This window comes from Camelimonas lactis (assembly GCF_004342915.1).
In the GTDB taxonomy this organism is placed as follows: Bacteria; Pseudomonadota; Alphaproteobacteria; order Rhizobiales; family Beijerinckiaceae; genus Camelimonas; species Camelimonas lactis.
Window position 1 is genome coordinate 640370 of record NZ_SLWL01000001.1, and the last position, 26826, is coordinate 667195.

A 26826-nucleotide genomic window follows, 5' to 3' on the forward strand; every position below is an offset into this window, starting at 1 on the left:
AGCAGGCTTCGCGCCGGCAGGGGGACGCCCGGCGTCAACGCACGCGTCCCTCCAGGGCCGCCGGATATAAATCTGCAAGGGGGGCGCCGCGATGCCCCGGGGAAGGAAACGACATGAGCAATGCAGCAGCCCGCACGGACAATTCGGCCGGGACCAAGGTTGAGCTGACGCCGGAAGAACTGGAGGCGATGGTCGGCAAGGAAGTCGGCGTGTCGCGCTGGATCGAGGTTGACCAGAAGCGCATCGACCAGTTCGCTGACGTGACCGAGGACTGGCAGTTCATCCACGTCAATCCGGAGGCGGCGGCGAAGACGCCGTTTGGCTCCACCATCGCCCACGGCTTCCTCACCATGTCGCTGATGGTGCCAATGTCCTATGAGGTGCTGCCGGGCATCAAGGGCCGCACCATGGGCGTGAACTACGGCCTCGACAAGCTGCGCTTCCTCGCGCCGGTGAAGTCGGGCAAGCGGGTGCGCGGCCGCTTCGTGCTGAAGGAGTTCACCCGCAAGTCGCCGACGCAGGTGCTGCTGAAGCACGAGGTGACGGTGGAGATCGAGGGCGAGGAAAAGCCGGCCCTGATCGCCGAATGGCTCGGCATGAGCTTCATCAGCTGAAGCCCGCCAGAACCGCCGCCAGCATGGCGCGTTGCGCCCCTCCGCAAGGGCGGGAACTTCAGCAGCAGGACTGACATCAAAATCCGGTACAGGGGACCTGTCGTCGGGGCTGCACGCCCGGCGGCGGGGCCGCAGCGGGCAGGACGATGCGTCCGCGGGCGGAGACGGCGCCAGGGACAGGGACCCAGGGACAGGGACAGGACTTTCATGAGCATCCGTTTTGACAATCGCGTCGCCATCGTGACGGGCGCAGGCAACGGCCTCGGGCGCTCGCATGCGCTGGCGCTGGCCGCGCGCGGCGCGAAGGTGGTGGTGAATGACTTCGGCGGCGCCCGCGACGGCACCGGCGGCAGCATGGCGGCGGCCGAAAGCGTCGTGGCGGAAATCGTCGCCGCCGGCGGCGAGGCGATCGCCAATGGCGCCGACGTCTCCAACATGGCCCAGGTGGAGGCCATGGTCGCGGAGGCGAAGGCCAAATGGGGCCGCATCGATATCCTGATCAACAACGCCGGCATCCTGCGCGACAAGACGTTCGCCAAGATGACCCTGGATGACTTCTGGAAGGTCATCGACGTACACCTGATGGGCGCCGTCAACTGCACCAAGGCGGTGTGGGAGATCATGCGCGAGCAGAACTACGGCCGCATCCTGGTGACGGCGTCGGCCTCGGGCATCTACGGCAATTTCGGCCAGGCCAACTACGGCGCCGCCAAGGCCTCGATGGTCGGCCTGATGAACGTGCTGCACCAGGAAGGCGCATCAAAGAACATCCGCATCAACACCCTGGCGCCGGCCGCCGCCACCCGCATGACCGAGGAGTTGATGGCGCCGCAGATGCTGGCGATGATGACGCCGGAAATGATCTCGCCTGGCGTGCTGTATCTGGTCAGCGAGGATGCGCCGTCGAAGGTGATCCTCGAAGCGGCGGCGGGGGTTTACGCCCAGACGCGGATTTACCAGACCCGCGGCGCCTACCTGAAGCCGGAAGAAAACACGCCGGAAGGCGTGGCCGCGCACTGGGCCGAAATCACCAGCCCGGAAGGCCAGCGCGAGGTCAGCGGCGCGGGCGAGCAGACGGCGAATTTCGTCACCATCGCCGCGGCCGCCCAGGGCATCGAACTGCCAAAGCGCGGTTAAGACGCCGTGTCACGCGTGAAGCGGGCGTGGTTGCGCCGCGCCCGCTTCATCCCAAAGTGCTATAGCGTGACAGCGGAAAAGATGGGAGACGCGCCGGACGCATCATCCCGCCCGACATCAATGAACTGGAGGAAGACGCCATGAGAGAGGCAGTCATCGTTTCAACGGCGCGCACGCCGATCGGCAAGGCCTATCGCGGCGCGTTCAACGACACCCAGTCGCAGGAGCTGGGCGGGCACGCCATCAGGCACGCCGTGTCGCGCGCCAGGGTCGATCCGGCCGAAATCCAGGACGTGGTGATGGGCGCCGCCATGCAGCAGGGCGCGCAGGGGCTCAATGTCGCCCGCCAGTCCGCCATGCGCGCCGGCCTGCCGGTGACGGTCGCCGGCATGTCGCTCGACCGCCAGTGCGCCTCGGGCATGATGGCCATCGCCACCGCCGCCAAGCAGATCATTTCCGACGGCATGGACGTGGTGGTCGGCGGCGGTCTCGATTCGATCTCGCTGGTGCAGAACGACAAGCAGAATCACTATCGCGCCCGCGACCCGTGGCTGGTCGAGCATGTGCCGGCGCTCTACATGAGCATGCTGGAGACGGCCGAGACGGTGGGCGAGCGCTACAAGATTTCGCGCGAGGCCCAGGACCGCTACGCCGCCCAGTCGCAGGATCGCACCGCCGCCGCCCAGGCCGCCGGCAAGTTCAAGGATGAGATCGTCCCGCTCGCCTCGGTGATGAAGGTTCAGGACAAGGTGTCGGGAGAGGTCAAGGACGTCGCCGTCACCCTGGAGAAGGACGAGGGCAACCGGCCCGGCACCAGCTATGAGAACCTGGCGCAGCTCCAGCCGGTGTTCAAGAACGGCATGGTGATCAAGGAAGGCAAGTACATCACCGCCGGCAACGCCTCGCAGCTGTCGGACGGCGCCTCCGCCGCCGTGCTGATGGAATCGCGCCTGGCCGAGAAGCGCGGCCTGCAGCCGCTTGGCATCTATCGCGGCATCGCCGTCGCCGGTTGCGAGCCGGACGAGATGGGCATTGGCCCGGTGTTCGCCGTGCCGAAGCTGCTGAAGGCCCACGGCCTGAAGGTGGAGGACATCGGCCTGTGGGAGCTGAATGAGGCTTTCGCGGTGCAGGTGCTGTATTGCCGCGACCAGCTCGGCATCCCGGATGAACTGCTCAACGTCAACGGCGGCGCCATCTCCATCGGCCATCCGTATGGCATGTCCGGCGCCCGCATGGTCGGTCACGCGCTGATCGAGGGCAAGCGCCGCGGCGCCAAATACGTCGTCTGCACCATGTGCGTCGGCGGCGGCATGGGCGCGGCCGGCCTGTTCGAGGTCGCCTGATTTTCCAGGCGCCGGGGCCTTTCCGGCCCCCGGCGACACGGAATGGTTCCGGCGCCGGTCCGCGAGGGCCGGCGCCTTTTTGCATCCGCTACGCGCGACATATCTGCGCCGGCCTCTCACGCGCCGGCTTGCCAGAGCCGGCAGGCGGTGTGATCGTCGACCGGGGGTCGGAAAACCGGATTGACGCGCCGCCCCCGACCACGACGCGCAAGGAGAGCCACCATGAGCGGAACGCCGCTGGACATCGATCCGCAGCCGGTCAGCAAAACCAGTTTCTGGGCGGCGCAGGCGCCCTATGTGATCATGCTGCTGCTGGTGTTCACCGGCATGGTGTTGACCAGCCTGGCGCCTGGTTTCTCGGCGATCTACTGGCAGATCACGGCGGTGGCGTTCGCGGGCGTGTGCATTGTCAGCGAGTGGGGGGCGCAGGTTTACCGCAGCGACAAGATCGGCATGGCGATCCGTCAGGGATTGCACTGGCTGATTATCGTCATCGCCATGCGCACCCTGTTTTATCATGACGTGCTGTCGGCGATGACGCCGATGGCGCTGGGCCTCGCGGTGCTGGGTCTGCTGGCGATCGGCACGCTGCTGGCCGGCGTGCACCTGGCGTCGTGGCAGATCGGCCTGGTCGGCGTGCTGCTGGCGCTGGCCATTCCCGGCGTCTTCTGGCTGGAGCGGGTTTCCCTGCTGCTGACCGCCGCCGCGGTGACCATAGCCTGCATTGTCGGCGTTTATTTCTGGCAGAAACGCAAGTTGACGCGGGACGATTTCTGACAGAACTCGTGGCGAAATTCCGGCGCTGCGGTCGCGATGGCGTGAAGTCGCGCGATATGTTGTGATTCAGCAATAAATATCAGCGTAATAGCGGGTTTGTTCTGTTTGTGAATATGTCCGTCATGCGCACGCCAGCGGCATAATTTCGCCAGCCGGCTTGCGGTATGTTCGGGGCCGCAGGCAATGCAAAGGCGCGTCCGGCCGGGGTCACGCGATTCCCCGACCAGATTTGCCCGGCTTTTCCGGCGGCCTGGCGCCGTCCCGCATCAGGGGGCTCCGTGCGCGGGGAAATCAGGCGGCGGATGCTTTTAACCGGGCGATGGTCTTCGCGTTGCAACGCATCTGGAGTTCGGAAGATGACAGGAATTCGTACCTTGCTGGTGTCCGCCTGCGCCTCGGTAACGCTGGGTGGCGCCGCCATGGCCATGCCCGCGGCGCCGGCGCCCATGGACGGGCCCGCGCATGTGCAGCTGGCGGCGCAAGGCTGTGGCCCAGGCTGGTTCCGCGACGGGTGGGGCCGCTGCCGCCCCATGGGGTATGGCTATGGCCCGCCGCCCTATGGTTATGGTTATCGCCCACCGCCGCCACCGCCCTATGGGTACGGTTATCGCCCGCCGCCGCCGCGCTGCTGGTGGCGCACCGACCCCTGGGGACGTTCGGTGCGGGTGTGCCGCTAACCATTGGGGGGAAGGCCGGGGCCTGCCTTTGGCGCAGCAGGCGCCGGTTGACGGGCTGGAGGCGCTTCTGGTGAACCAGGCTCCGAAGCGCCCTGGCGTATGTCACGGTGCATGCTCCCGGTGTTCGCGGCGCGCCGGCCAGAATTTCTGGCCGGCTTTTTAATGCGCCAGCCTCTCCGTTGACGCCGGAGCGTGGAGGCAGACGCCGTCCTTGACTGCGCTTCGGCCCTGCGTCATGGCGCATTGCGGCGCATCCGCATCCCCCTGGGGCGGCGCGGCGCCACGCTCTGGTGACGCCGGGACCCAATCGGGCCTATCCTCGCGGCGACCGGGGCGGCTGCGTGAGTCACCCGGAAACAGGTGAGCGTGATGCAGACGATTGTTCCTGGCGTTAGTTATCCCATCATTCAGGCGCCCATGGCCGGGACCGCGACGCCGGCGCTGGCCGCGGCGGTGTCCAACGCCGGCGGTCTTGGATCGCTCGGCATCGGCGGCAGCAGCGTCGCTGACGCCGCCCGCATGATCGCCGGGACGCGGGAGCTGACCGACCGGCCGTTCAACGTCAACGTGTTCTGTCACCGCCCGGCGCGCCGCGATGCGGCCAGGGAGGCGGCGTGGCTGGCCTGGCTGGCGCCGCTGTTCGCGGAATTTGGCGCTGAACCGCCGGCGACCCTTGCGGAGGTTTACCCCACGTTCACCGGCAATGACGCGGCCACCGCCATGTTGCTGGAGCTGCGCCCTGCGGTGGTGAGCATGCATTTTGGCTTGCCGACGGGCGCGCAGCTGGGGGCGCTGCGTCAGGCCGGGATCATCACATTCGCCACCGCGACCAGCGAGGCGGAGGCGCGCGCCATTGCGGATGCGGGCGTCGACGCCATCGTCGCGCAGGGTTACGAGGCCGGCGGGCATCGCGGCGTGTTCGAACCGGATGGCGAGGATGCGCGCCTGGCGACCTTCGATCTGATGGCAAGGCTGACGCGGACCTGCAAACTGCCGCTGATCGCTGCTGGCGGCCTGATGGACGGGCGTGACATCCGCCGGGCGCTGGATGCGGGCGCGGCGGCGGCGCAACTGGGCACGGCCTTTGTTGGCTGCCCGGAATCGGCGGCGAACGCCAGCTATCGCGAGGCCCTGGCTGGAGCGGGGGCGGACGCAACCGCCATGACCTGCGCCATTTCGGGTCGGCCGGCGCGGGGACTGGTCAACCGTCTCATTCGTCATGGCGCGGCGGCGGGCGCGCCGCCGCCGGCGGATTACTCGCTGACCTATGATGTGACCAAGAAGCTCTTTGCCCTGGCGGCTGCGCGCGGCGCCCAGGGCTTCGGCGCCTGGTGGGCGGGAACCGCGGCCCCCCGCGCCCGGGCCCTGCCGGCGGCGGAGCTGATGCGGGCGCTGGTCGCGGAAATGGGCGACGTGGCGGCGTAGGCGGCCTCTCCCGTCATTCCTGGCTCACCGCCAGGCTCTGGCGGTGGATGGCTTCAGCGGGCGGCTGCCGGCGTGCGCCGCGCCGTTGGCAGCCTGGCGCTCATGAGTGCGTAGCGACCGGTCATGACGCCTGGACGTCGCCCTGCCGGATCAGGTCCAGGGCGCCCTTGATGGGAATGTGCAGGAAGTCCGGGCGACGCTCCAGTTCGTGGTTGATCTCGTGCATCGTCTTGCCAAGCAGGCACAGGCGCAGCAGCCGCTCCCGCTCCGCCGGGTCGTGGATCCACAGCGGCGTGTCGCGAATGGCGGCGTCGTAGCTTTCGCGGAAGCTCGCCGCCGACAGGTCGCGCCAGCGCCGCGCCGCGCCGACCAGCTCCGCATCCACATGGGCGATGCGCTGGCAGACATTGTGCAGCACCGTTTCGGTGACATAGGACACCGAGCGCAGCATGCTGGCGACGTCCCGCATCGGCGTGGTCTTGCGGCGCCGCTCCGCCACGGAACGGTCGGAGCGCCCCTCGAAGTCGACGATGAAGACGTCCGCCCGTTCAATCAGAAACTGCCCCAGATGCAGGTCGCCATGGATGCGGGTGCACAGACCCTGGGGCTCCGCGCTGGCGAGCGCGTTAACAAGCTCCCGGCACTCGCCCTCGCGATCCAGCAGGCTGGCGACCAGCATGGCGCCATCGCCGGCGGGAGGCGGGGTGGGACTTTCCAGCAGCAGGCGCAAACTGGCGAAAGCTTTTTCCGCCTGCTCATGGGCGTCGCGGGCGATGGCGTCCACATCGGCGCCAGTCATGGCGACTGGCGCGAAATCCGCATCGCTGGACTGCCGCGCCAGCGCCGCGTGCATCTCGCCGACGCGGCGGCCGATGATGTGGGCGTAATGGCCAAATGACTGGAAGGCTTCCTCGGGCGAGGGGCGATCCGCCACCGGCAATTGCGCCAGATGCTCGATCTCGCGCTGCATCACGCTGGTCGCCACGTCCCAGGCGTCGCCCTGGTTGCGCACATATTCCTGCAACAGGGCCAGGGTGGTCATCTCGCCGTCGGCGGCCACGTGGCGGGCGCTGCCGAGATAGCGGGGCGTATGGGCGAAGCCGGCGACCTCGGTCAGATAGCGGCACATTTCCTCTTCCGGGTGAACGCCCTGCTGCAGGCGTCGGTAGAGCTTCAGCACCATGCGCGAGCCGAGCGCCATCGAGGTGTTGCTCTGGTCCAGCCGCATGCGCGACAGGTCGTGCGGGTCGAGCTCCGGCGCATCCTTCAACCCCGCGCCGCTGCGAAATTCGACGACGCCCCCATGCAGGGTGGGGCTGCGGGCGTCGCCGCGCATGGCCCTGACCATGCCGATGGCGAAGCTGGGGGCGGCTTCGGCGCCGTGCAGCAGGCCCATGTGGGCGCCGCGGCGCAGGCGGGCGATGGCGTAGGGGAGCAGCGCTTCGTGCTCGCCGGTTTCGTCGACGGCCAGAGGCACGAAATATTCCTGCTGCCCGCCGCTGCGCAGCGTCACGTCAACCAGCGACAGCATGAGCGAGCCATCGTCGCAGCCGGGCAGTACAGCCACATCCCTGACGCTGGTGCTGGCGATGCGCCGGCGCGTGCCGACAAACCAGCGGCGGGTCGCCAGGTAGCGCGGCAGGGACTCGCCGGTAAGGGCCTTGCCTTCCCGGCCTTCGAACAGGTCCTGCGGCGCGCCGGTCAGAACCAGGGTAAACAGCTCCGGCACCGGGCGGGGGCCGAAACGGTCGTCGACCACGGCGGCCTTTTCCATGCGGAACCAGTAGAACCCGTAGGCGGGCAGGGTGATCTGGTAGGGCAATTCGCTGACCGGCGGGAATTCAGCGCCGCCGCTCATTTCCACCAGCCGCCAGCCGGCGAACTCGGGCAGCTCGATCTCGGCGGCCTGGGGGGCGCGCGAGAGGTTGGCGACGCACAGGATGGTTTCGCCGTCGCAGGCGCGCATATAGGCGAGGATCTTGCGGTTGTCCGGATAGATGAAATGCATGGAGCCGCGGCCGAAGGCGCGGGTGTTGCGCCGCGCCGCCACGATCCGCTTCATCCAGTTGAGCAGGCTGGAGGGGTTGCGGCGCTGGCTCTCCACGTTCACCGCGTCGAAGCCATAGACCGGGTCCTGCACCGCTGGCAGCACCAGCCGGGCGGGGTCGGCGCGGCTGAAGCCGCCGTTGCGGTCCGGCGACCATTGCATGGGGGTGCGCACGCCGTCGCGGTCGCCAAGATAGATGTTGTCGCCCATGCCGATCTCGTCGCCGTAGTACATCACCGGCGTGCCGGGCATAGACAGCAGCAGGCTGGTCAGCAGCTCGATCTTGCGCCGGTCATTTTCCAGCAGCGGCGCGAGGCGGCGGCGGATGCCGAGGTTGAGGCGGGCCCGGGCGTCGGCGGCGTAGATGGTCCAGAGGTAATCCCGCTCCTGCTGCGTCACCATCTCCAGCGTCAGCTCGTCATGGTTGCGCAGGAATATCGCCCACTGGCAGGTGTCGGGAATATCCGGCGTCTGGCGCAGGATGTCGGTGATCGGGCGGCGCTCCTCACTGGCCACCGCCATGTACATGCGCGGCATCAGCGGAAAGTGGAAGGCCATCTGGCATTCGTCACCGTCGCCAAAATATTTGGCGATGCCTTCCGGCCAGAGATTGGCCTCCGCCAGCAACATGCGATCCGGGTAGCGCGCGTCAATGAAGCTGCGGATGCGCCGGATCACCTCATGGGTGCCGGGCAGGTTGTCGCAACTGGTGCCCTCGGCTTCGACCAGGTAGGAGATGGCGTCGAGCCGCAGGCCGTCGACGCCCATCTCGAACCAGTATTGCATGATCTCGATCACCGCCTCGAGCACGCGGGGGTTTTCAAAGTTCAGGTCCGGCTGGTGCGAATAGAAGCGGTGCCAGTAGTAGGCGCCGGCGGTGGCGTCCCAGGTCCAGTTGGATTTCTCCACGTCGCAGAAGATGATGCGCGCGTCCCTGTAGCGGTCTTCCGTGTCGGACCAGACGTAAAAATCCCGCCACGGTGAACCTGGTTTCGCGGTGCGGGCGCGCTGGAACCAGGGGTGCTGGTCCGAGGTGTGATTGATGACCAGCTCGGTGATGACCCGGAGGCCGCGGGCGTGCGCCTCGCGGATGAAGCGGCGGAAATCACGCATCTGGCCATAGGCCGGATTGACGCCGCGATAGTCGGCGATGTCGTAACCGTCGTCGCGCAAAGGCGATGGGTAGAACGGCATGACCCAGATCGCCGTGGCGCCCAGTTCGCGGATGTAGTCGAGCCGTTCGGTCAGTCCGGCAAAATCGCCGACGCCGTCGTTGTCTGAATCGAAGAATGACTTGACGTGCACCTGGTAGATGATGGCGTCACGGTACCAGTGGATGTCATCACGATCGATCATGTCGTCCTCACGGCTGACCCCGGGGCGCCGCGCGCGCCAGGGCGCGCCTGGGTGGGCGGGCCCGGGGTGGGCTGGCCTGGGGCCGCTGCACCCCGAAGCCTGCGGCGGCGGCGCCCGGAGCGGATGCATCCGGGGGAGCGCGCCGCAAACCAAAAAGATGGAGCGCTTCCATGGCCGCGATGATGGCCGGAAACGCTCCAGGCATTCCAGTGGCGCCGGCGGCGCCTGAACAGGGGCCTTTCCGGGCGGAGCCGGCTCCCGCGGCGTCAGGCGTCGCCGTCATGGTGAACGCCGCCCGTCCGAGCGGGTTCCGGCGGCAAGGACAGCCAGGACGGGCGACGGCGCGCTTTCTTGCGCGCTTTCTTGTGTTCGCCCTAGCGGCGCGTCAGTGATGGATACATGCAAGGATACATGCAGCCCAAATATGGCGAAACATTCAAGTCCGGTTTTGGAGACAAGGCAAAATCCCCTCCGGCATTCCTGCTGTTTTCACAGGCGGATGCGCCTCATGTTCGGGCAGTCGTGGCCAGGATGGCGGCTGATGTGGAACAAAACTGTTGTCATAATGTTGGCGTATGGTCATGATTGCAGCAGACAGAACATGGTTCGGCGCCGGCATTTGTTTTGCCGCGCCAGTCCGCCGCGAGGTGGATTCTGGCCGCATGGCGCGCATCCCTTGACGCGCTCCCCCCGGCCGCCGCAGGCATCTCTCGTGTGGAGCGTAACCTGCTCCGCGAAGGTCGCAGAACGCTGGAATGGCAAATGGCGGGGCATTCCCGCCCCAGCCACGCGCCGGCGTCGCACAGCCCCGCCCGGTCCCGCGCGGACCGGCGTCACAGGAGGATTGGGCGCGGCGCGCCGGAGCGGCGGATTCGCTCCAGCGCGGCCGGGCCAGAAATAGCTCATGAAAAATCTCGCCCTCGACAGCGCCTCCCATGCGCTGTTCTTCGATATCGACGGCACCCTGCTCGACATTGCGGCGCGGCCTGATGATGTCAGCGTTCCGGCTTCGCTCAAGACAGGCCTGCAACAGCTCACCCGGAAATTTGGCGGCGCGCTTGCCCTGGTCAGTGGACGCAGCATCCGCGACATCGACCGCCTGTTCGGCGACCTGAAGCCGCGCGCCTCGGGCTGTCATGGCGGGGAGCTGCGCCTGCTGCCAGGCGGCGACGTGTTCATGGCGGCCAGCGGGCGGCTGCCGCCCGGAATCATGGACAATCTCAAGCGCCTGGCCGCCTCCCATCGCGGTCTGCTGCTGGAAGACAAGGGCGTTTGCGTCGCGGTGCACTATCGCGCCGCGCCAACGCTGGGCGCGGCCCTGCGGTACGAGCTGGAGGGCATCATCGCCCGCAGCGGCGAGGTCGGCCTGACGGTGCTGCCCGGCCGGCTGGTTTATGAAATCAAGCGCAATCACGTGGACAAGGGCACCGCGGTCGCGGCGTTCATGCGTCTGCCGGCTTTCGCCGGGCGGCGGCCGGTGTTCATCGGCGATGACATCACCGATATCGCCGCCTTCACGGTGGTGAAGCGCGAAGGCGGCGGCGCCTGGTCGGTGGGGCGCGAACTGGCTCCGGCGACGCGGATATTCGATGACGCCTCCGACGTGCGCGCATGGATCGCCGCCGAGGCGCGGGCGTACGTCCAGGGGGATGCCCGGACGGAGCGCCCGGCCGCCGCGACCACCGCGGCAGGTTACGGAACCTGATGGCCTTCTTCAGAATTTTCGTCACCGCACGGCTTTTCCGCATATCCAGGGGCGCCGGAACTTTGCACGCCAGACGACGGAACCGTTGGGGGACATAAACGTTGAGCTAGAGGTTTCCTGCGTCCTGACCAGCTGGACGCGCCTCCCGAGGCGGCGCGCCCAGACGGCCACGGCCCCCGGGGCCAGACCGGTGGCACGGTTCTTGCGACGCACATCGGGAATGGCTGGCGCGGCTTCCCGGCCCGCCAGCGCGTTGAGTCACATAACGAACAGCAGGACAGGAGGGATTCGCCTTGTCGCGGCTCATTGTCGTATCCAACCGGGTGGCGGCGCCAACTGGCGGAAAACCGCAAGCGGGCGGCCTCGCGGTCGCCGTGCACGCCGCGCTGAAAAATCGCCCGGGACTTTGGTACGGTTGGAGCGGACGCGTTACAGAAAATCCGGACAGGCATCCGCACGTCATGCAGCGCGGCGGAATTTCTTATGCCGTCACGGACCTCTCTTCAGCCGATTATCAGGAGTATTACAGCGGTTTCGCCAACCGGGTGCTGTGGCCGATCCTGCATTACCGGGTGGACCTGGCCGAATTCTCGCGCCTCGACCTTTCAGGGTACATGCGGGTGAACGAATGGTTCGCCCGCCAGGTATCGGAAATCCTGGAGCCGGACGACGTCGTCTGGGTGCACGATTATCACATGATGCCGCTGGCCCGGTTCCTGCGCAAACGCGGGCATAACAACCGGATGGGTTTCTTCCTGCACATTCCGCTGCCGCCGCCGGAAATCCTGCACGCCCTGCCGCACCACGCCGACGTCGTTGGCGCGCTGACCGATTTCGATCTGGTCGGCTTCCAGACCCCCAACGATCGCGACAATTTCGCCCGCTACCTTCAGGAGGCCGGCGGTGTCGGACGCATGGGCAATTCGCAGTTTGACATCAACGGCCGCCGCGTCCAGCTGGGCGCCTTCCCGGTGGGCATCGACACGGGGATCATGATGAAAGCGGCGCGGCGCGCCTCGTCCTCGCGCTTCGTGCGCGAACTGAAAGGCAGCCTTGGCAACGCCGCGATGCTGGTGGGCGTTGACCGTCTCGATTACTCCAAGGGCATCGCCGGGCGGCTCGACGCCTATGAACGCTTCCTGGCCGAGAACCCGGAGTGGCGGGGCAAGGTCAGCTATGTGCAGATCACGCCCAAGAGCCGCTCCGATATCCCGGAATACATGGATATGGACCGGCAGGTGAGCGAGAAGGTCGGCCATATCAACGGCGCCTGGGGCGACGTGTCGTGGACGCCGATCCGCTACATCAACCAGAGCTATTCCCGCACGGCGCTCGCCACCATCTATCGCTGCGCCCGCGTTGGCCTGGTGACGCCGCTGCGCGACGGCATGAACCTGGTGGCCAAGGAATATGTGGCCTCGCAGGACCCCAATGATCCAGGCGTGCTGATCCTGTCGCGCTTCGCCGGCGCGGTGCGCGATCTGCGTGAGGGCGCGCTGGTGGTCAATCCGCATGAAATCGAGGGCATGGCCGCCGCCATCCGCCAGGCGCTGGATATGCCGCTGGAGGAGCGCAAGGCGCGTTACCTGCGCATGATCCGGGTGCTGAGGAACCAGGACATCAACGCCTGGGCGGCCGACTTCCTGGAGGCGCTGGAGCAGCCGCCGCTACGCCGCAGCCTCACCGCCAATCTGCGGGCCATGTTCATGTGACGCCAGGGAGGTCCGTTGCAGCGGCGCGCGGCCACGGACGGGAACAGAAAAAAGGCGGCGGGATTTCCCCGCCGCCTTTTTGTATCTGTGAGGCCGCACCGTTTCAGGAACGGTTGCCGCGCGGGCTGTTCATGAAGCCAATGCCGGCGAGATCGCCGCCGTGGCCTTCCTGGTGGCGGCCGCCTTCACGGCGCGCGCCGGGCTGGCCGCGACCTTCCGGGCGGGGGCCGCGCCGCTGGGCGCCGTTACGGTTCGCGTGGTCCCGGCCATGGCCGGCGCCGGCGCGTGGCGCGGCGTGCTGCTCGCGGCCTTCGCCAGCCGGCGCGGCGCGACGGCCGCCGTTGCCCTGGCCGTTGCCGCCATTACCCTGGCCGTTGCGGCCACGGCTCTCCTGTCGCTGGCCGCGCTGGCCGTCACGACCTTCGCCGCGCTGGCCGTCGCCGCGACCGGCGCCCTGGGGACGACGCTGCTGCTGGCGTGGCGGACGCGGCGCTTCGGGGGCGATCTCGGCGTCCTCGGTGGCGCGCGCCTCCACCGGGATCGACTGGCGGGTCAGCCGTTCGATCTGGCGCAGCAGGCCGCGCTCCTCACGGTCGACCAGCGAGATGGCCGAGCCGCTGGCGCCGGCGCGGGCGGTGCGGCCGATGCGGTGCACATAGGTTTCCGGCACGTTGGGCAGTTCGAAATTGACGACGTGGGTGACGCCGTCAACGTCAATGCCGCGCGCGGCGATATCGGTGGCGACGAGGATGCGGGTCGAGCCGTCCTTGAAACCATCGAGGGCGCGCTGGCGCTGGCCCTGACTCTTGTTGCCGTGGATCGCCGCCGCCGTCAGGCCGGCGCTCTCCAGGTGGCGCACCACCCGGTCGGCGCCGTGCTTGGTGCGGGTGAACACCAGGGTGCGGCCGTCGCAGGTGTTGGCCAGCAGATGGGCCAGCTCGACGCGCTTTTGCGGCGCATCGACGAACACCACCTTCTGGGTCACCCGTTCGGCGGTGCTGGACACCGGCGCCACGGCGACGCGCTCGGGATTGTCGAGCATGTCGGCGGCCAGGGCGGCGATCTCCTTCGGCATGGTGGCCGAGAAGAACAGGGTCTGGCGCTGCTTGGGCAGGACCTTCACCAGTTTGCGGATGGAGTGGATGAAGCCCATGTCCAGCATCTGGTCGGCTTCGTCGAGCACGAACACCTTGACGCCGTCGAGGCGCAGGGAGCCGGTCGCCATATGGTCGAGCAGGCGCCCGGGCGTCGCCACCAGCACGTCGACGCCGCGCTGCAGCATCTGGGCCTGGGGGCCATGGGAGACGCCGCCGAATACGGTGGCGACGGAAATCCGCATGTGACGCGAATAGGCGCGGACGGAATCAGCGATCTGTCCAGCAAGTTCGCGGGTCGGCGACAGGATCAGCACGCGGCACTGGCGCGGCGGCGTCCGGCCCTTTTCGGCGGCGAGGTTGTGCAGAATCGGGAGGGTGAAGGCAGCCGTCTTGCCGGTGCCGGTCTGGGCGATGCCCATGAGGTCGCGGCCGGCCATGACGTGCGGGATTGCCTGCGCCTGAATCGGCGTGGGATTGGCGTAGCCCTCGTCAGACAGCGCCGAGAGGATCGGAGCCGCAAGGCCGAGTTCCTTGAAAGATGTCAATGTAAAGCTTCCGGAGCCCTGGGTCGCGCAGGACGCAAAGGGCCGTTGCGGAGCGCCCTGCGTGTGGGGCGTCCAGAAATTGGGCGTCGGCGGGGCGAAGCGGGGCAGAGCGAAATCCGGCCAACCAGACCGGCGTTTTGCCCTGCCTTTTCGGAAGACGCATTTTAAGGAAAATGCTTCAGAAGCTTCACGCACGCGGCACGCACGCCGCAGGCCGCATCAGGCGGCTACGACGCCGATGTGCGGCTTTTGGGCTGAAATGTCAAGGGCGCGGCGCTGGCGGCGGCCGGGCGCTCCCCCCGGGAGCCCCTTCCCATCAGAGGCTGACGCGGCGCCGCCGGTTGGCCGTTCCGGGCAAGCCCCGGTGCAGCAGACGTTTCCGGCTCACCGGCAAAGGCCCTAACGGGCGAGGCATGACACCGGCGCGAGGCGGGCGCGCCAGCGGGCGACGATGGCGCCGGAGCCCTGGCGCTGGGCGGGACCGGCGCCAGGGGCGTTGGCCTGCGGCGTGACGCCAGCGTCGGCGAGCAGGCGGCGGATGCTGTCGGCGCTGGCCAGCGGGTGGTTGGCGGCCAGCGTCACGCCGGCGACGGCCGGGGCCGCCGTCAGGCTGGAAACAATGCCGACGAGGGCGCCGGAGCTGTCCAGCGCCAGGGCTCCGGCGCCGCCGGGCTGGAGCGCGGCGTTGACCTTCCCAGCCTGTGTGGTTTCGGAAAACTGGCCCGGGATGACGGAAAGCTGTGGTTTGCCAGCCGCGTCGGAGATCCAGGCGGCCAGCGCCAGGTCGCTGGCGGGTTGCGCCGCATCGGCCTTTGCAAGAACGATGGGGCCGGCGTTCGCCGGGTTGGCCCCGGCGGCGGCGAGCAGGCTGAGGCCGCTCTGGCGATCGCTGGCGGTGACCGTGGCGGATGTATCGCCGAGGCGAATGTCCTTGCAGCCGCGCACGGCGGCGGTGGCGACAAGGGCGCGCCCGGACCCGAGCAGCAGCGCGCCGCCGGTGAGCGGCGCGCCGCCAGGCTGCCGGGCGGCCGGGACGCCCGCGGCTTGCTGGCCCCCTGATGAAACCGTTCCCGGGGAGATCAAGCCAGGGGAGATCGCGCCAGAGGAGATCGCGCCAGGCTTGCCGGCGAATGGCGCGAAACTGTTGGCGATGCCGATGGTCACCCGGTCCATCGTCACGGCGTCGGTCACGGGGTAAACAAAAGTGAAGCCGCGCAGGCCGTCCGGGCCCGCGGCGACGCGGGTGAAGAAGCGGCGGGAGCCCTCGTCGCCGGTCACCACGGCGAAGTCCGGCCGCATCAGTTTGTAAGTGATCTTGCGGCCAGACGCGGCGGCGGTGGCGCGGGCGAACCAGGCCGGCAGTCCGCCATCCTCCGCCCCGCTGGCGAACAGGGTCAGCGACGCCGGCGTGCGCGATGACCACAGCCGGGTGCGGCCGGGGGCGCTTTCCTTGCGGTCGAACAGGCGACTGGGGACGCCGATGCGCGCGCCGGTGGCCGCATCGTCGATCAGCGTAAAGCCGACGGCGCTTTTTTGCCTGTTGGCCTCGGCGCGCAGCACCGCGAGCCCCGGCCCGGCGATCACCGCGCCCGGTTCCAGCAGCTCACGCTTTTCAAAGGCGGCAATGGCGTCGGCGGTGCGCTGGCCAAGGGCGCCGTTGGTGACGCTATTGTAGAAGCCGAGCCAGACGAGCGAATCCTGCACGTCCTTGCGATCCACCTCGGGCAATGCGTCCCACAGCTCTCTTTGCTGCTGCAGTTGCTGGCTGTCGGCGGCGTTGCCGGGGCGCGGGGTTTTTGCCTGGCTCTGGTTTGGCGGCTGGCCCTGGATTTGCGCCTGCAGCGGCGTGACGGCCAGCGCCAGACCGGTCACAAGACCAAGACAGGCAAGGCCGACGCGGCCAGAGCGGGCGCCAGCCCGGCCCGCCGCCCGATCGTGATCGCCAACGATTGCTCCTGTCTGGCTCATGCGTTTTCCTTCTTCCCAAGGGCATCCGGCGATCAAGGCATCCGGGCGCCTGGAATCAAACAGCCGGTGTGGTGGAGGTCAATTCCACGGTGGTGACAGGCGGCGCACGCGGCTATGGCTGGCCGCTGGCCGATGGCTGGCGCCGCTCCGGCACGTTGCAGGCGCGTCGCAGGTCCCGCGAAACAGGGCGGAGTGGCGCGCATGGTCTTGCGGCGACCGGCGCGGCGCGGGAGACTCGCCCGACGTCGCGCATGGCGGCGGGACGGGAAAGAACCTAGTCTCCCATCCTGTTGATATTACATATTTTTACCGGATGGGGGCGACCGGGTTGCTTGAAAGCCCGTGTGGCGCGGGGGCAGAATGCCCTCGCCTGGATTGGGCATGACGGGTCAGTCAGGGAGAAATGGCATGGGCAACAGGCATTCCGGCGGGGCGGGCGTCGCGATGACGCGGCCTGACGCGAAGCCGTCTCATCCGCGCCTCCCAGGCAAAACCCATGAACGGCGGCGCTGCGGTTTCGCCGCGGCCCTGTTCGCCGGGTTGACCGGCTTTCTCCCGCTCGCCGCGCCGCAACTGGCGCTGGCCCAGGGCGCGGCGACGGCGCCCGCCCACCCGGCTGCCCGCCAGGCGGATGCGTTCGTGCGCGAGGATCTGGCCAGCAACGCCGTGCGGCTGGAAACCCGGCTGCGGGCCGAACCAGGCGCCGGCCAGCGGCCGGGCGCGCCAGCCCGCCAGGCGGCGGAATCAGCGCTGGGACGGGGGCAGTGGGGCGCGGCGATGGCCGCCGCCCGCGACGCCATTGTCGCCAATGGCAAGGACGCGGCGGCCTGGCTGCTCTGGGCCAGGGCCGCCCGCGAGGCCGCGCCGGGCGATCGCGCCAACAGCTGGCGGTTGCGCAATGACGCCATCGCCGCCGCTTACGCCGGCTACCAGTTCGGGACGGACCGGGCGCAAAAGGCCGGGGCCCTGGCGGAGCTGGGCGCGGCGCTTGCCGCCGCCAGCTCCTGGCGTCCGGCGCTCAACGCCTATGCGGCGTCGCTGGCGCTGGTGGAAACGCCAAACGTGCGGGCGATCTGGACCGAACTGCGCAAGAAGCACGGCTTCCGCATCACCAATTACAAGGTGGATTCCGACGCGGCTTCGCCGCGCGTCTGCTTCACCTTCTCCGAGCCGCTGGCGCGCGGCCGGGTCGATTTCGCGCCCTTCGTGGCGCTGGCCGGCGCCGCCAACGCGGCGGTGACGACGGAGGGGCAGCAGCTTTGCGTCGATGGGCTCAGGCATGGCCAGACCTATGGCGTGGTGCTGCGACAGGGGGTGCCGTCCGCCGTTGGCGAAGACCTGCTGGCCAACGCCGACTACCAGATTTACGTCCGCGACCGTTCGGCCATGGCGCGCTTCACCGGCCGCAATTACGTGCTGCCGCGCACCGGCCAGGAAGGCATTCCGGTTGTTTCGGTCAACACCAACGCGGTGCGGATCGAACTGGCGCGCATCGGCGACCGTTCGCTGCTGCCGACGGTGCGCTCGGGTAATTTCATGGCGCAGCTGTCGCGCTATGGCGTCGATGAGGTGCTGACCCAGAAGGGCTACAAGGTCTGGTCCGGCGACCTGGAGGTGAAGTCGCAGCTCAACGCCGACGTCATCACCGCTTTTCCGGTGCAGGAGGCGACGGGCGGCAGGCTGGAGCCGGGCGTTTATGTGATGACCGCGCAACCGGTCGGCGCCGTGCCGTTGGACCGGGAATCTGATTATGGCGAGCGGGCGACGCAATGGTTTGTCGTTTCCGATCTGGGGCTTACGGCTGTTTCTTCAGAAAATGGCGTGAGGACGGTTGTGCGCTCCCTCGCCACCGCCAAGCCGGTCTCCGGCGTCGAGGTGCGGCTCATCGCCCGCAACAATGACGTGCTGGCGACGCAGAAGAGCGACGCCAGCGGGGTTGTCGCCTTCGATCCGGGGCTTGCGCGTGGCAAGGGCGGCCTTGCCCCGGGCATGGTGGTGGCCAGCGGCGCCGATGGCGACTACGGCTTTCTTGATCTGGAGCAGACGGCGTTCGACCTCAGCGACCGGGGTGTGAAAGGCCGCGAGGCGCCCGGGCAGATGGACGCGTTCCTGTTCACCGAACGCGGCGTTTATCGCTCCGGCGAGACGGTGTTTCTCACGGCCCTGCTGCGCGATAACCGGGCAGAGGCCACGACAGGCGCGCCGCTGACCCTGGTGGTGCGCCGGCCCGATGGCGTGGAATACCGCCGCGCCGTGGTGGAGGATCAGGGGTTGGGCGGCCGGTCGCTGTCGATCCCGCTGCTTTCCGGGGCGCAGGGCGGCGCGTGGCGCGTGAAGGCCTACGTGGACCCGAAGGGCGATTCCGTTGGCGAAACCGCCTTCCTGGTCGAGGACTACGTGCCGGAGCGGCTGGAGGTGAATCTGAAGCCGGCCGCGCCGTTGCTGCAACCGGGCGAGCCGGCGCAGGTGACGGTGGACGCGCGCTATCTTTATGGCGCGCCGGGCTCCGGGCTGACGGTGAGCGGCGAGGTTGGCGTCTCCGAGGCGCCGGCGACCGCGGTGAAGGGGCTGGACGGTTATCAGGTTGGCATAGACGACGAAAAATTCGAGGCGGTGACCGCCGAACTGGAGGAAACCGTTCGCACCGATGGCTCTGGCAGGGCCGTGGTTTCGGCGCCGGTGAGCGACGTGGCCGCCGCCCGACCGTTGCAGGCGACGGTGACGCTGCGCGTCGGCGAGGACGGCGGCCGCGCCGTTTCCCGTTCGGTGACGCTGCCGATCCTGCCCTCCGGTCCGGTGATTGGCGTCAAGCGGCTGTTCAGCGAACTGAACGCCGGGGCCACGGCGAATTTCGATGTGGTGATGGCCCAGCCTGACGGCGCCCGCATGACGCGCCCGCTGAAGTGGAGCCTGTACAAGGTCGAGCGGCGATACCAGTGGTTCAATAGCGATGGCCGCTGGAATTCCGAGCCGGTGAAAACCAGTCGCCGCGTCAGCGACGGGGTCGTCGAGGCGACGGCCGGGGCGCCGGCGCGCATCGCCGCGCCGGTGGACTGGGGCTCCTGGCGACTGGAGGTGGCGTCCGATGGCGGCGGCGGCGCCGTCACCAGCGTTTCCTTCCATGTGGGCTATGGGGTGGAGGCCAGCGCCGATACGCCGGACGCCCTGGAGGTGACGCTGGACAAGGCTGCCTACAAGGCCGGCGACATGATGCAGGCGCGGATCAACGCCCGCTTCGCCGGCACCGCCACCCTGATGATCGTCACCGACCGGGTTCAGCACGAGCAGGCGGTGTCGCTGGCCGCCGATGGGACGACGGTGAACGTGCCGGTGAAGGCGGACTGGGGGGCGGGCGCCTATGCGGTGGCGTTCGCCCATCGCCCGCTGGACGTGGCGGCGAAGCGCATGCCGGGCCGGGCGCTTGGCCTGTCGTGGTTCTCCATCGATCGCGAGCAACGTGAGCTTGGGGTGACGCTGGCGCCGCCGGCGCAGATGCGGCCGCGCGGCGCGCTGGCCATTCCGGTGACGCTGACCGGGCTGAAGCCAGGCGAGGAGGCGTTCGTCACCGTCGCCGCGGTGGATGTGGGCATTCTCAATCTCACGCGCTACGAGCCGCCAAAGCCACAGGACTATTATCTGGGACAGCGGCAGCTGGGGGCGGAGCTGCGCGACCTTTACGGCTATCTCATCGACGGCATGCAGGGCGCGCGCGGCGCCCTGCGCTCCGGCGGCGACGCGGCGGCGCTGATGCAGGGCGACGCCCCCACCCAGGAGCCGCTGGCGCGCTACTCCGGCGTGGTGAAAGTCGGGCCGGACGGCAAGGCGGTGGTGAATTTCGACATCCCGTCGTTCAACGGCACGGTGCGGGTGATGGCGACGGCGTGGAGCGCCGGGCGCGTCGGCTCGGCCCATACGGACGTGGTGGTGCGTGATCCGGTGGTGGTGACAGCGACCGCGCCGCGCTTCATGGCCATCGGCGACCAGTCGCGCCTGCACGTTCAGGTGGACAATGTGGACGCGGCGCCCGGTGATTATGCCGTCAATGTCGATCTGGCTGGCCCCGGCCTTGCGTCGGCCGACGCCCTGTCGCGCACGCTGAAACTGGCGAAGGGCGGCAAGGCCTCGTTCGAGGTCCCGTTGACCGCGACGGGCAAGGGCGTGGTGAAGCTCGCCATCCAGGTGAACGGCAGGGACGTGGAGGCGAGCCAGACCGTGGCGCTGCGGACCCAGCCCGGCGCGCCGGCGCTGGCGCGGCGCACGGTGCGGCCGCTGCCGCCTGGCGCCTCGGTGGAGCTGACCGGCGAATTGCTGGCCGATCTGGTTCCTGGAACCGGCGTGGCCTCGGTGGCGGCGACGCAATCGACGGCGCTCAATGCCCCGGCGTTGCTGCGGGCGCTCGATCTCTACCCCTACGGCTGCACCGAGCAGACGGTGAGCAAGGCGTTGCCGCTGCTGTACAGCAACCAGCTGGCGGCGGCGCACGCCATGCCGGCGGACAATGACGCCGACCGCCGCGTCAACGACGCCATCGCCCGCGTGCTGTCGCGGCAGGACAGCAATGGCTCATTCGGCCTGTGGTCGGTGGGGGGCGATGACGTCTGGCTCGACGCCTATGTCAGCGACTTCCTCACCCGGGCCCGCGAACGCGGCTTTTCCGTGCCGCAACAACCGTTCGATCTGGCGCTGGAGCGGCTGCGCAACACGGTGGCCAACGCGGGTGATTTCAACGCCAGCAGCAGCGATGGCCTCGCCTACGCCATCTATGTGCTGGCCCGTAACGGCCGGCCGGTGATGGGCGACCTGCGTTATCTGGCGGACACGAAGATCAGGGACATCGCCACGCCGCTGGGCCGGGCCCAGGTGGGCGCGGCGCTGGCGCTGCTGGGCGACCGGCCGCGCGCCAACAGCGCTTTTGGCGCCGCCGTCGCCAGCCTGAAACGCGAGACCAGCGGCGTGTGGCGCGCTGATTATGGCTCGCGGCTGCGCGACGGCGCGGCGATCCTCGCGCTGGCCGCCGAGGCGGGCGTCGGCGCCGATCTGGTGCAGCAGGCGGCGAGCGTGGTGGAGCAGGCGCGGGCGATGGTGACCTACACCAGCACCCAGGAGAACGTCTGGCTGTTGCTGGCGGCCCTGGCGCTGGAGAAGGACGCGAAGAAGCTCCGCATCAGCTTCAATGGCGAAACCACGTCGGGCGCCCTGTTCCGCAACCTGGACGCCGCGGCGCTGGCCCAGCCGGTTCGCATCAGCAATGCGGGGGACGAACCGGCGCAGCTGACGGTGACGACCTCGGGCAATCCGCTGGCGCCAGAGCCGGAGCTGTCGCGCGGCTACAAGGTGGAACGCGCCTATTACCGTCTCGATGGAACGAAGGTCGACCCGGCGACGTTGCGTCAGAACGACCGGCTGGCGGTGGTGCTGCGCATCACCGAGGCGGCGGCGGAAAACGCCCGCCTGCTGGTGGTGGACCATTTGCCCGCCGGCGTCGAGATCGAGAACCCGAAGCTGGTGGAGGGCGCGTCCCTGTCGGCCTTCGCCTGGATGGACAAGGACCAGGCGACGCCGTCGGCGACCGAGTTCCGCGATGACCGCTTCGTCGTGGCCTATGAGCGGCGAAAGGGCCAGCCGGCGTTCATCAACGTGGGCTATATCATCCGCGTGGTGTCGCCAGGGCGCTTCGTGCATCCGCCGGCGACGGCGGAAGACATGTACCGGCCGGACCGCTTTGGCCGTTCGGCCTCGGGCGTCATGACGGTGGAGGCGGCGCGCAAGCCGTGAGCGGGACCGGAACAGCGGGGGATGGCGCTCCTGGCGGGCGTCGCGGCCGCAGGCTGCGGCGGCTGGGGCTTGTCGCGCTGCTGGTGACGGCGGCGGGCGCCGGCGGCGCCTATCTCGCGCTGCGGTCTTACGCGGCGGCGCTGGGGCCGATCGACCTCAGCGTGTTGCAGCGGACGTCGCCGCTGGCGCTGGACCGGGAAGGGCTGCTGCTGCGCGCCTTCGCCACGCCGGAGGGGCGCTGGCGGCTGCCTGTGAAGCTGGCCGAGGTCGATCCGCATTTCATCAATCTGCTCAAGGTCTATGAGGACCGGCGCTTTGACGCCCATGGCGGCGTGGATGTGATCGGCGTGGCGCGGGCCGCCTGGCAGCTGGCGCGCAACGGCCGCGTGGTGTCCGGCGCCTCGACGCTCAGCATGCAGGCGGCGCGGCTGCTGGAGCCGCGCGAGACGCGCAGTTTTTCCGCCAAGCTGCGGCAGATGGTGCGGGCGGTGCAGCTGGAGCGGCGCCTGGGCAAGGAGGGGGTGCTCGCCGCCTATCTGACCCTGGCGCCCTACGGCGGCAATATCGAAGGGGTGCGCGCCGCCTCGCTGATCTACTTCGGCAAGGAGCCGGCGCGGCTCTCCACCGCTGAAGTGGCTTTGCTGGTGGCGCTGCCCCAGTCCCCCGAGGCGCGGCGGCCGGATCGCCATCCGGCGGCGGCCATGGCGGCGCGGGCCCGGGTGGCGCAGCGCGGCCTGGAAGCAGGCGCCCTGACCGCCGCCGAAGCCGAACGCGCCAACGCCGCCGCCATGCCGACGGCGCGACGGGCGTTGCCGATGCTGGCGCCGCACCTCGCCGAACAGGTTGTCGCCGAACAGGTTGTCGCCGCGCAGAATGGCGGTTCAGGCGCCGCCGCGCCCGTCGACATGGCGGCGCTGGAGCCAGAAGCGGCGGTAGCCCTGGTTCCGGGCGCTCCTGGCCAGGGCGCGGAGCCAGCGGCGAAGGCGGGAACCAATGTCACGCTCGCTATTGACGCGCGTTTGCAGGCCGCTCTCCAGGCCCTGGCGCAGGAGCGGGCGGCGGCGCTGGGGCGGCGCATTTCCGCCGCCATTGTCGTTGTCGACAACGCCACGGGCGAGGTGCGGGCGCATGTGGGATCGTCTGATTATTTCGACGCGGAGCGGGCCGGGGCGGTCGACGCCAGTCGCGCCATCCGCTCGCCGGGCTCGGCGCTGAAGCCGTTCATCTATGGCCTCGCCTTCGAACAGGGGCTGGCCCACCCGGAAACCGTTCTGGACGACCGGCCCTCGCGTTACGGCGCCTGGGCGCCGGAGAACTTCGAGATGGGATTTCTCGGCACGGTCAGCGCCCGCAAGGCGTTGCAGATGTCCCTGAACCTGCCGGCGGTGGAGTTGCTGGCCGAGCTTGGCGCGCCACAATTGCTGGCGCGGTTGCGCGGCGCCGGGGCGCGGCTGGTCATGCCGGACGACGCGTCGCCGGGGCTGGCTGTCGGGCTTGGCGGCCTTGGCGTGTCGCTGGTCGATCTCACCATGCTTTATACAGGGCTGGCGCGGGGCGGCGATGTGGTTCCGCTGCGCTGGCGGCTGAACGATCCGGTGGGGCAGAGCCGGCGGCTTACCGATCCGGTGGCGGCCTGGTATGTGGCCGACGCCCTGCGCGAGGCGCCGCCGCCGGCCAACGCCGTGACGGGTCGGATCGCTTTCAAGACCGGCACGTCCTGGGGATACCGCGATGCCTGGGCGGTGGGCTACGACCGTCGTTACACGGTGGGCGTCTGGTTGGGGCGGGCCGACGGCGCGTCGGTTCCGGGGCTGGTGGGACGCGTGGCGGCGGCGCCGGTGCTGTTCGACGTCTTCGCCCGCATTGGCGGCGAGCCGCAGCCCTTGCCGCAGCCGCCAGGAGTATTGCGGGCGACAACGGCGACGTTGCCGCCGCCGTTGCGGCATCTGCGCAAGGAGGCGCCGAAGACCGTCGCGGCGACGCTGGTTCCGCCCCTGCGCATCTCGTTTCCCCCGGATGGCTCCCGCGTCGATCTGGGAGCCGGGACAGGTGAGGCCATGCCTGATCTGGCCTTGCGCGCCAACGGCGGAGCGCCGCCGCTGCGCTGGTTCGTCAATGGCGCGCCGGTGGGCGAGGCGCAGATGCGACGCCAGAGCTTCTGGAAGCCAGACGGCGCGGGGTTTGCCCGGGTTTCGGTGATGGATTCACGCGGAAGCAGCGACAGCGTGCAGGTGCGCATCGAATAAGGATGGCCGCTGGAGGCGCTGCCCCTGGGTAGGGGCAGGCGTCATACGGAAAGCGCGGGGCAGTCCTTAAAAAGCTCCAATGTCGGCGTATCGCACGCAACAAAGGCGCGCACGGCGCCTGGCCGTCGCGGTGGGCGTGTGCTCATGAAGGCCATGAAGGGACCGTTCGCTGCGGGGAGCATCGGCCGGCGGCCGGTTGAGGCGTGTGGACGGAATTCCCATATGCCGCCATGACCTGGTCAGAACAGATCTGGCCAAAAGCTGGTGGCCAGACTGGTTCTGGCCAAACGGCTCCAGGTGAGGCCGCATGGGCGAAGCCGGGGCGCGCGGAGATTTTTTGGTTTGGCGCCGTTCGCGCTCCGGGCCGATGTGGCGCCGGATGGGCCGTCGCGGCGCGGTGTTTTTTTGAGAGGTGACTGATGAAGATCAGGTTTGGGGCCATTTCCCGCACGGTTGCGCTGGCGGCGACGCTGGCTGCGGGAACGGCCGCCCCGGCGCTGGCGCAGGCCAATGGCGAGGCTCCGGCTGCTTCAGGCGCGGTGACGGCGACGGGCAAGGATGCGACCCGCGCTCCAACGGCGGTTGGCGCGGTGGCGGCGCCCGCCAGCGCCCCCGCGACGGCGTTCTTCAGCAGTCAGGATGGCTCCCAATGGATGGCCAGCAAGCTGATCGGCGCCACCGTCGTCGGAGCCGATGACAAGGCGGTCGGCGCCATCACGGATCTGATGCTGGGGCAGAACGGGGCGACGGAAGGCGCCGTGATCGGCGTGGGCGGATTCCTGGGCGTCGGTGAGAAAAAGGTCGCGGTGCCGTTCGGCAAGCTTGAAGTCATGCGCGGCGATGACGGCAAGGTCGACAAGGTTCGCGTCGCCCTGTCCCGCGACGAACTGGAAAAGGCCCCGACCTTCGTCACCCTGGCCGAGCAGAAAGCCAGGGCGAAAGCCTCGGGGCCGGCCAGGCCGCCGAAATAAGGCTGTCCGGCGCGCCTGACATCCTCATTCGCAACGCACCGTGCCCGCGCCTGTCGCGGGCATTTTCGCGTTTGCGCGCCGGCTGGGCGGCGACCTGTGCGGGAACCCGTCCGGGACCATGGGGGACAGCGCTGACGGGCCAGGGCCAGTGCGCGCACGAAAGCCTGCCTGCGCCGTGACGTCGGCCGGGCTCCACGGCGCAGGCCGTTCTCCAGCCCTGGCGGCGCCTGTCAGTGATAGGGGTCAGCGGCGTCGCGCAGGCCGTCGCCCATGAAGTTGAAGGCCAGCACCACGATCACCACCGGGATGATGGGCGCCAGCAGCCAGGGGTAGAGGTTCACGGCCGCGAGGTTCTGCGCCTCGTTGAGCAGCACGCCCCAGCTGGTGATCGGCGGGCGCAGGCCAAGACCGAGGAACGACAGGGCCGTTTCACCCAGGATCATCGACGGAATCGACAGGGTGGCCGAGGCGATGAGGTGGCTCATGAAATTGGGAATGAGGTGGCGCCCGATGATCCGCGAGCGCGAGGCGCCCATCAGTTCAGCCGCCTTGACGTAATCCTCCTCGCGTAGCGCCAGCAGTTTGGAGCGAACGGCGCGGGCAAGGCCCGGCCAGTCGAGCAGGCCCAGAATGATGGTGATGCCGAAGAACACCAGCAGCGGGCTCCAGTTCGCCGGCAGCGCCGCCGAAAGCGCCAGCCACAGCGGCAGCTCCGGCAGCGAGCGCAAAATCTCGATCAGTCGCTGGATGACATTGTCGACCCAGCCGCCGAGATAGCCGGCGAGACCGCCGAAGAACAGTCCAAGCGCGAACGACACGGCGATGCCCACCAGACCCACCGTCAGCGAGATGCGCGCGCCATAGATGATGCGCGAGAACATGTCGCGTCCCAGCCGGTCCGTGCCCAGCAGGAACATCTCGCCGTCCTTCGGCGGACAGACCAGATGGAAGCTGGCGTCGAACAGTCCCCAGAACCGGTAGGGTTCGCCCGAACAGAAGAACCGGATCGGCTGCGGCCGGCTCATGTCCACCTTGTAATCGCGGGTGAACGTCTCTTCGTTGAAGGTGAAGCTGTAAGGGTAGACGAAGGGACGATGCAGACTTCCCTCGTGCAAAATGTGGATGGTTTGCGGCGGCGCGTAGAGAAAATCACCGTGCCGCTTGGTCAGGCCGTAAGGGGCGATCAGCTCCACGAACGGCAGGCTGGCGTAAAGCGCCACCAGCACCAGGGCCGAGATGACGGCCAGCCGGTGGCGGCGAAACTTCCACCAGATCAGCGTCAGGGCCGAGGCGCGCAGGTAGCGCTCGTCCTCATTGACGGTGGGCTCGCTGGCGCCTGGGTCGAACGGCGCGTCATCGACGAAGTGCGGGGTTTTGGGCGCGTCGCGTCCGGTGGGCGGAAAGGCCATGGTCGGGGTCGTGCTCATGCGG

General features: G+C 68.7%; 16 protein-coding genes. 12 read left to right on the forward strand and 4 right to left on the reverse strand.

Going from position 1 to position 26826, the window contains the following annotated elements; all coding sequences use genetic code 11:
• Positions 1 to 188: 188 nt before the first annotated feature.
• The 6 genes from EV666_RS02710 (at position 189) to EV666_RS02735 (ending at position 5973) form a co-directional block, all read left to right on the forward strand.
• Positions 189 to 614: a MaoC family dehydratase gene (locus EV666_RS02710; protein ID WP_376886328.1), complete on the forward strand. Its 426-nt coding sequence runs from the start codon at positions 189 to 191 to the stop codon at positions 612 to 614.
• A gap of 207 nt (positions 615 to 821) precedes the next feature.
• A complete protein-coding gene (locus EV666_RS02715; protein ID WP_132002531.1) occupies positions 822 to 1751 on the forward strand; it encodes an SDR family NAD(P)-dependent oxidoreductase in 930 nt (309 codons plus the stop codon).
• A 140-nt stretch (positions 1752 to 1891) separates the two neighbouring features.
• Entirely contained in the window at positions 1892 to 3094 is a 1203-nt protein-coding gene (locus tag EV666_RS02720) for an acetyl-CoA C-acyltransferase (protein ID WP_132002534.1), read from the forward strand.
• 222 nt (positions 3095 to 3316) lie between these two features.
• On the forward strand, positions 3317 to 3871 hold the full coding sequence (locus EV666_RS02725; RefSeq protein ID WP_132002537.1) for a hypothetical protein: 555 nt from the start codon (positions 3317 to 3319) through the stop codon (positions 3869 to 3871).
• Between the two features lie 356 nt (positions 3872 to 4227).
• Positions 4228 to 4548 carry a GCG_CRPN prefix-to-repeats domain-containing protein gene (locus tag EV666_RS02730; protein ID WP_132002540.1) on the forward strand — a complete coding sequence of 107 codons (321 nt, stop codon included), beginning with the start codon at positions 4228 to 4230 and terminating at the stop codon, positions 4546 to 4548.
• 369 nt (positions 4549 to 4917) lie between these two features.
• On the forward strand, positions 4918 to 5973 hold the full coding sequence (locus EV666_RS02735; protein WP_132002543.1) for an NAD(P)H-dependent flavin oxidoreductase: 1056 nt from the start codon (positions 4918 to 4920) through the stop codon (positions 5971 to 5973).
• A gap of 121 nt (positions 5974 to 6094) precedes the next feature.
• On the opposite strand, the gene treS is transcribed toward EV666_RS02735, so the two are convergent.
• Positions 6095 to 9376 (reverse strand): maltose alpha-D-glucosyltransferase, encoded by a 3282-nt coding sequence (gene treS / locus EV666_RS02740; RefSeq protein WP_132002546.1) that lies wholly within the window; start codon positions 9374 to 9376, stop codon positions 6095 to 6097.
• Between the two features lie 399 nt (positions 9377 to 9775).
• On the opposite strand from treS, the gene EV666_RS02745 reads away from it, so the two are divergent.
• The 3 genes from EV666_RS02745 (at position 9776) to otsA (ending at position 12793) form a co-directional block, all read left to right on the forward strand.
• Positions 9776 to 9961 (forward strand): hypothetical protein, encoded by a 186-nt coding sequence (locus EV666_RS02745; protein ID WP_132002549.1) that lies wholly within the window; start codon positions 9776 to 9778, stop codon positions 9959 to 9961.
• A 319-nt stretch (positions 9962 to 10280) separates the two neighbouring features.
• On the forward strand, positions 10281 to 11081 hold the full coding sequence (gene otsB / locus EV666_RS02750) for a trehalose-phosphatase (protein WP_132002552.1): 801 nt from the start codon (positions 10281 to 10283) through the stop codon (positions 11079 to 11081).
• Positions 11082 to 11374: 293 nt separating this feature from the next.
• Positions 11375 to 12793: an alpha,alpha-trehalose-phosphate synthase (UDP-forming) gene (gene otsA / locus EV666_RS02755; protein WP_132002555.1), complete on the forward strand. Its 1419-nt coding sequence runs from the start codon at positions 11375 to 11377 to the stop codon at positions 12791 to 12793.
• Between the two features lie 103 nt (positions 12794 to 12896).
• On the opposite strand, the gene EV666_RS02760 is transcribed toward otsA, so the two are convergent.
• On the reverse strand, positions 12897 to 14435 hold the full coding sequence (locus EV666_RS02760; RefSeq protein WP_132002558.1) for a DEAD/DEAH box helicase: 1539 nt from the start codon (positions 14433 to 14435) through the stop codon (positions 12897 to 12899).
• A gap of 399 nt (positions 14436 to 14834) precedes the next feature.
• Positions 14835 to 16403, reverse strand: a complete 1569-nt coding sequence (locus EV666_RS02765; RefSeq protein ID WP_132002561.1) for a hypothetical protein — start codon at positions 16401 to 16403, stop codon at positions 14835 to 14837.
• A 408-nt stretch (positions 16404 to 16811) separates the two neighbouring features.
• Between EV666_RS02765 and EV666_RS02770 the strand changes: the two genes are divergently transcribed.
• The 3 genes from EV666_RS02770 (at position 16812) to EV666_RS02780 (ending at position 25395) form a co-directional block, all read left to right on the forward strand.
• Positions 16812 to 22178, forward strand: coding sequence for an alpha-2-macroglobulin family protein (locus tag EV666_RS02770; protein WP_245514165.1), 5367 nt, complete (start codon positions 16812 to 16814; stop codon positions 22176 to 22178).
• A complete protein-coding gene (locus EV666_RS02775; RefSeq protein WP_132002563.1) occupies positions 22175 to 24424 on the forward strand; it encodes a penicillin-binding protein 1C in 2250 nt (749 codons plus the stop codon). Before EV666_RS02770 ends, EV666_RS02775 begins: the two co-directional genes overlap by 4 nt.
• Before the next feature lie 419 nt (positions 24425 to 24843).
• The gene (locus EV666_RS02780; RefSeq protein WP_132002566.1) at positions 24844 to 25395 is read left to right on the forward strand and encodes a PRC-barrel domain-containing protein; all 552 of its coding nucleotides are present in this window, start codon (positions 24844 to 24846) and stop codon (positions 25393 to 25395) included.
• Positions 25396 to 25625: 230 nt separating this feature from the next.
• On the opposite strand, the gene EV666_RS02785 is transcribed toward EV666_RS02780, so the two are convergent.
• The gene (locus EV666_RS02785; protein WP_207906311.1) at positions 25626 to 26822 is read right to left on the reverse strand and encodes an ABC transporter permease; all 1197 of its coding nucleotides are present in this window, start codon (positions 26820 to 26822) and stop codon (positions 25626 to 25628) included.
• Positions 26823 to 26826 lie beyond the last annotated feature (4 nt).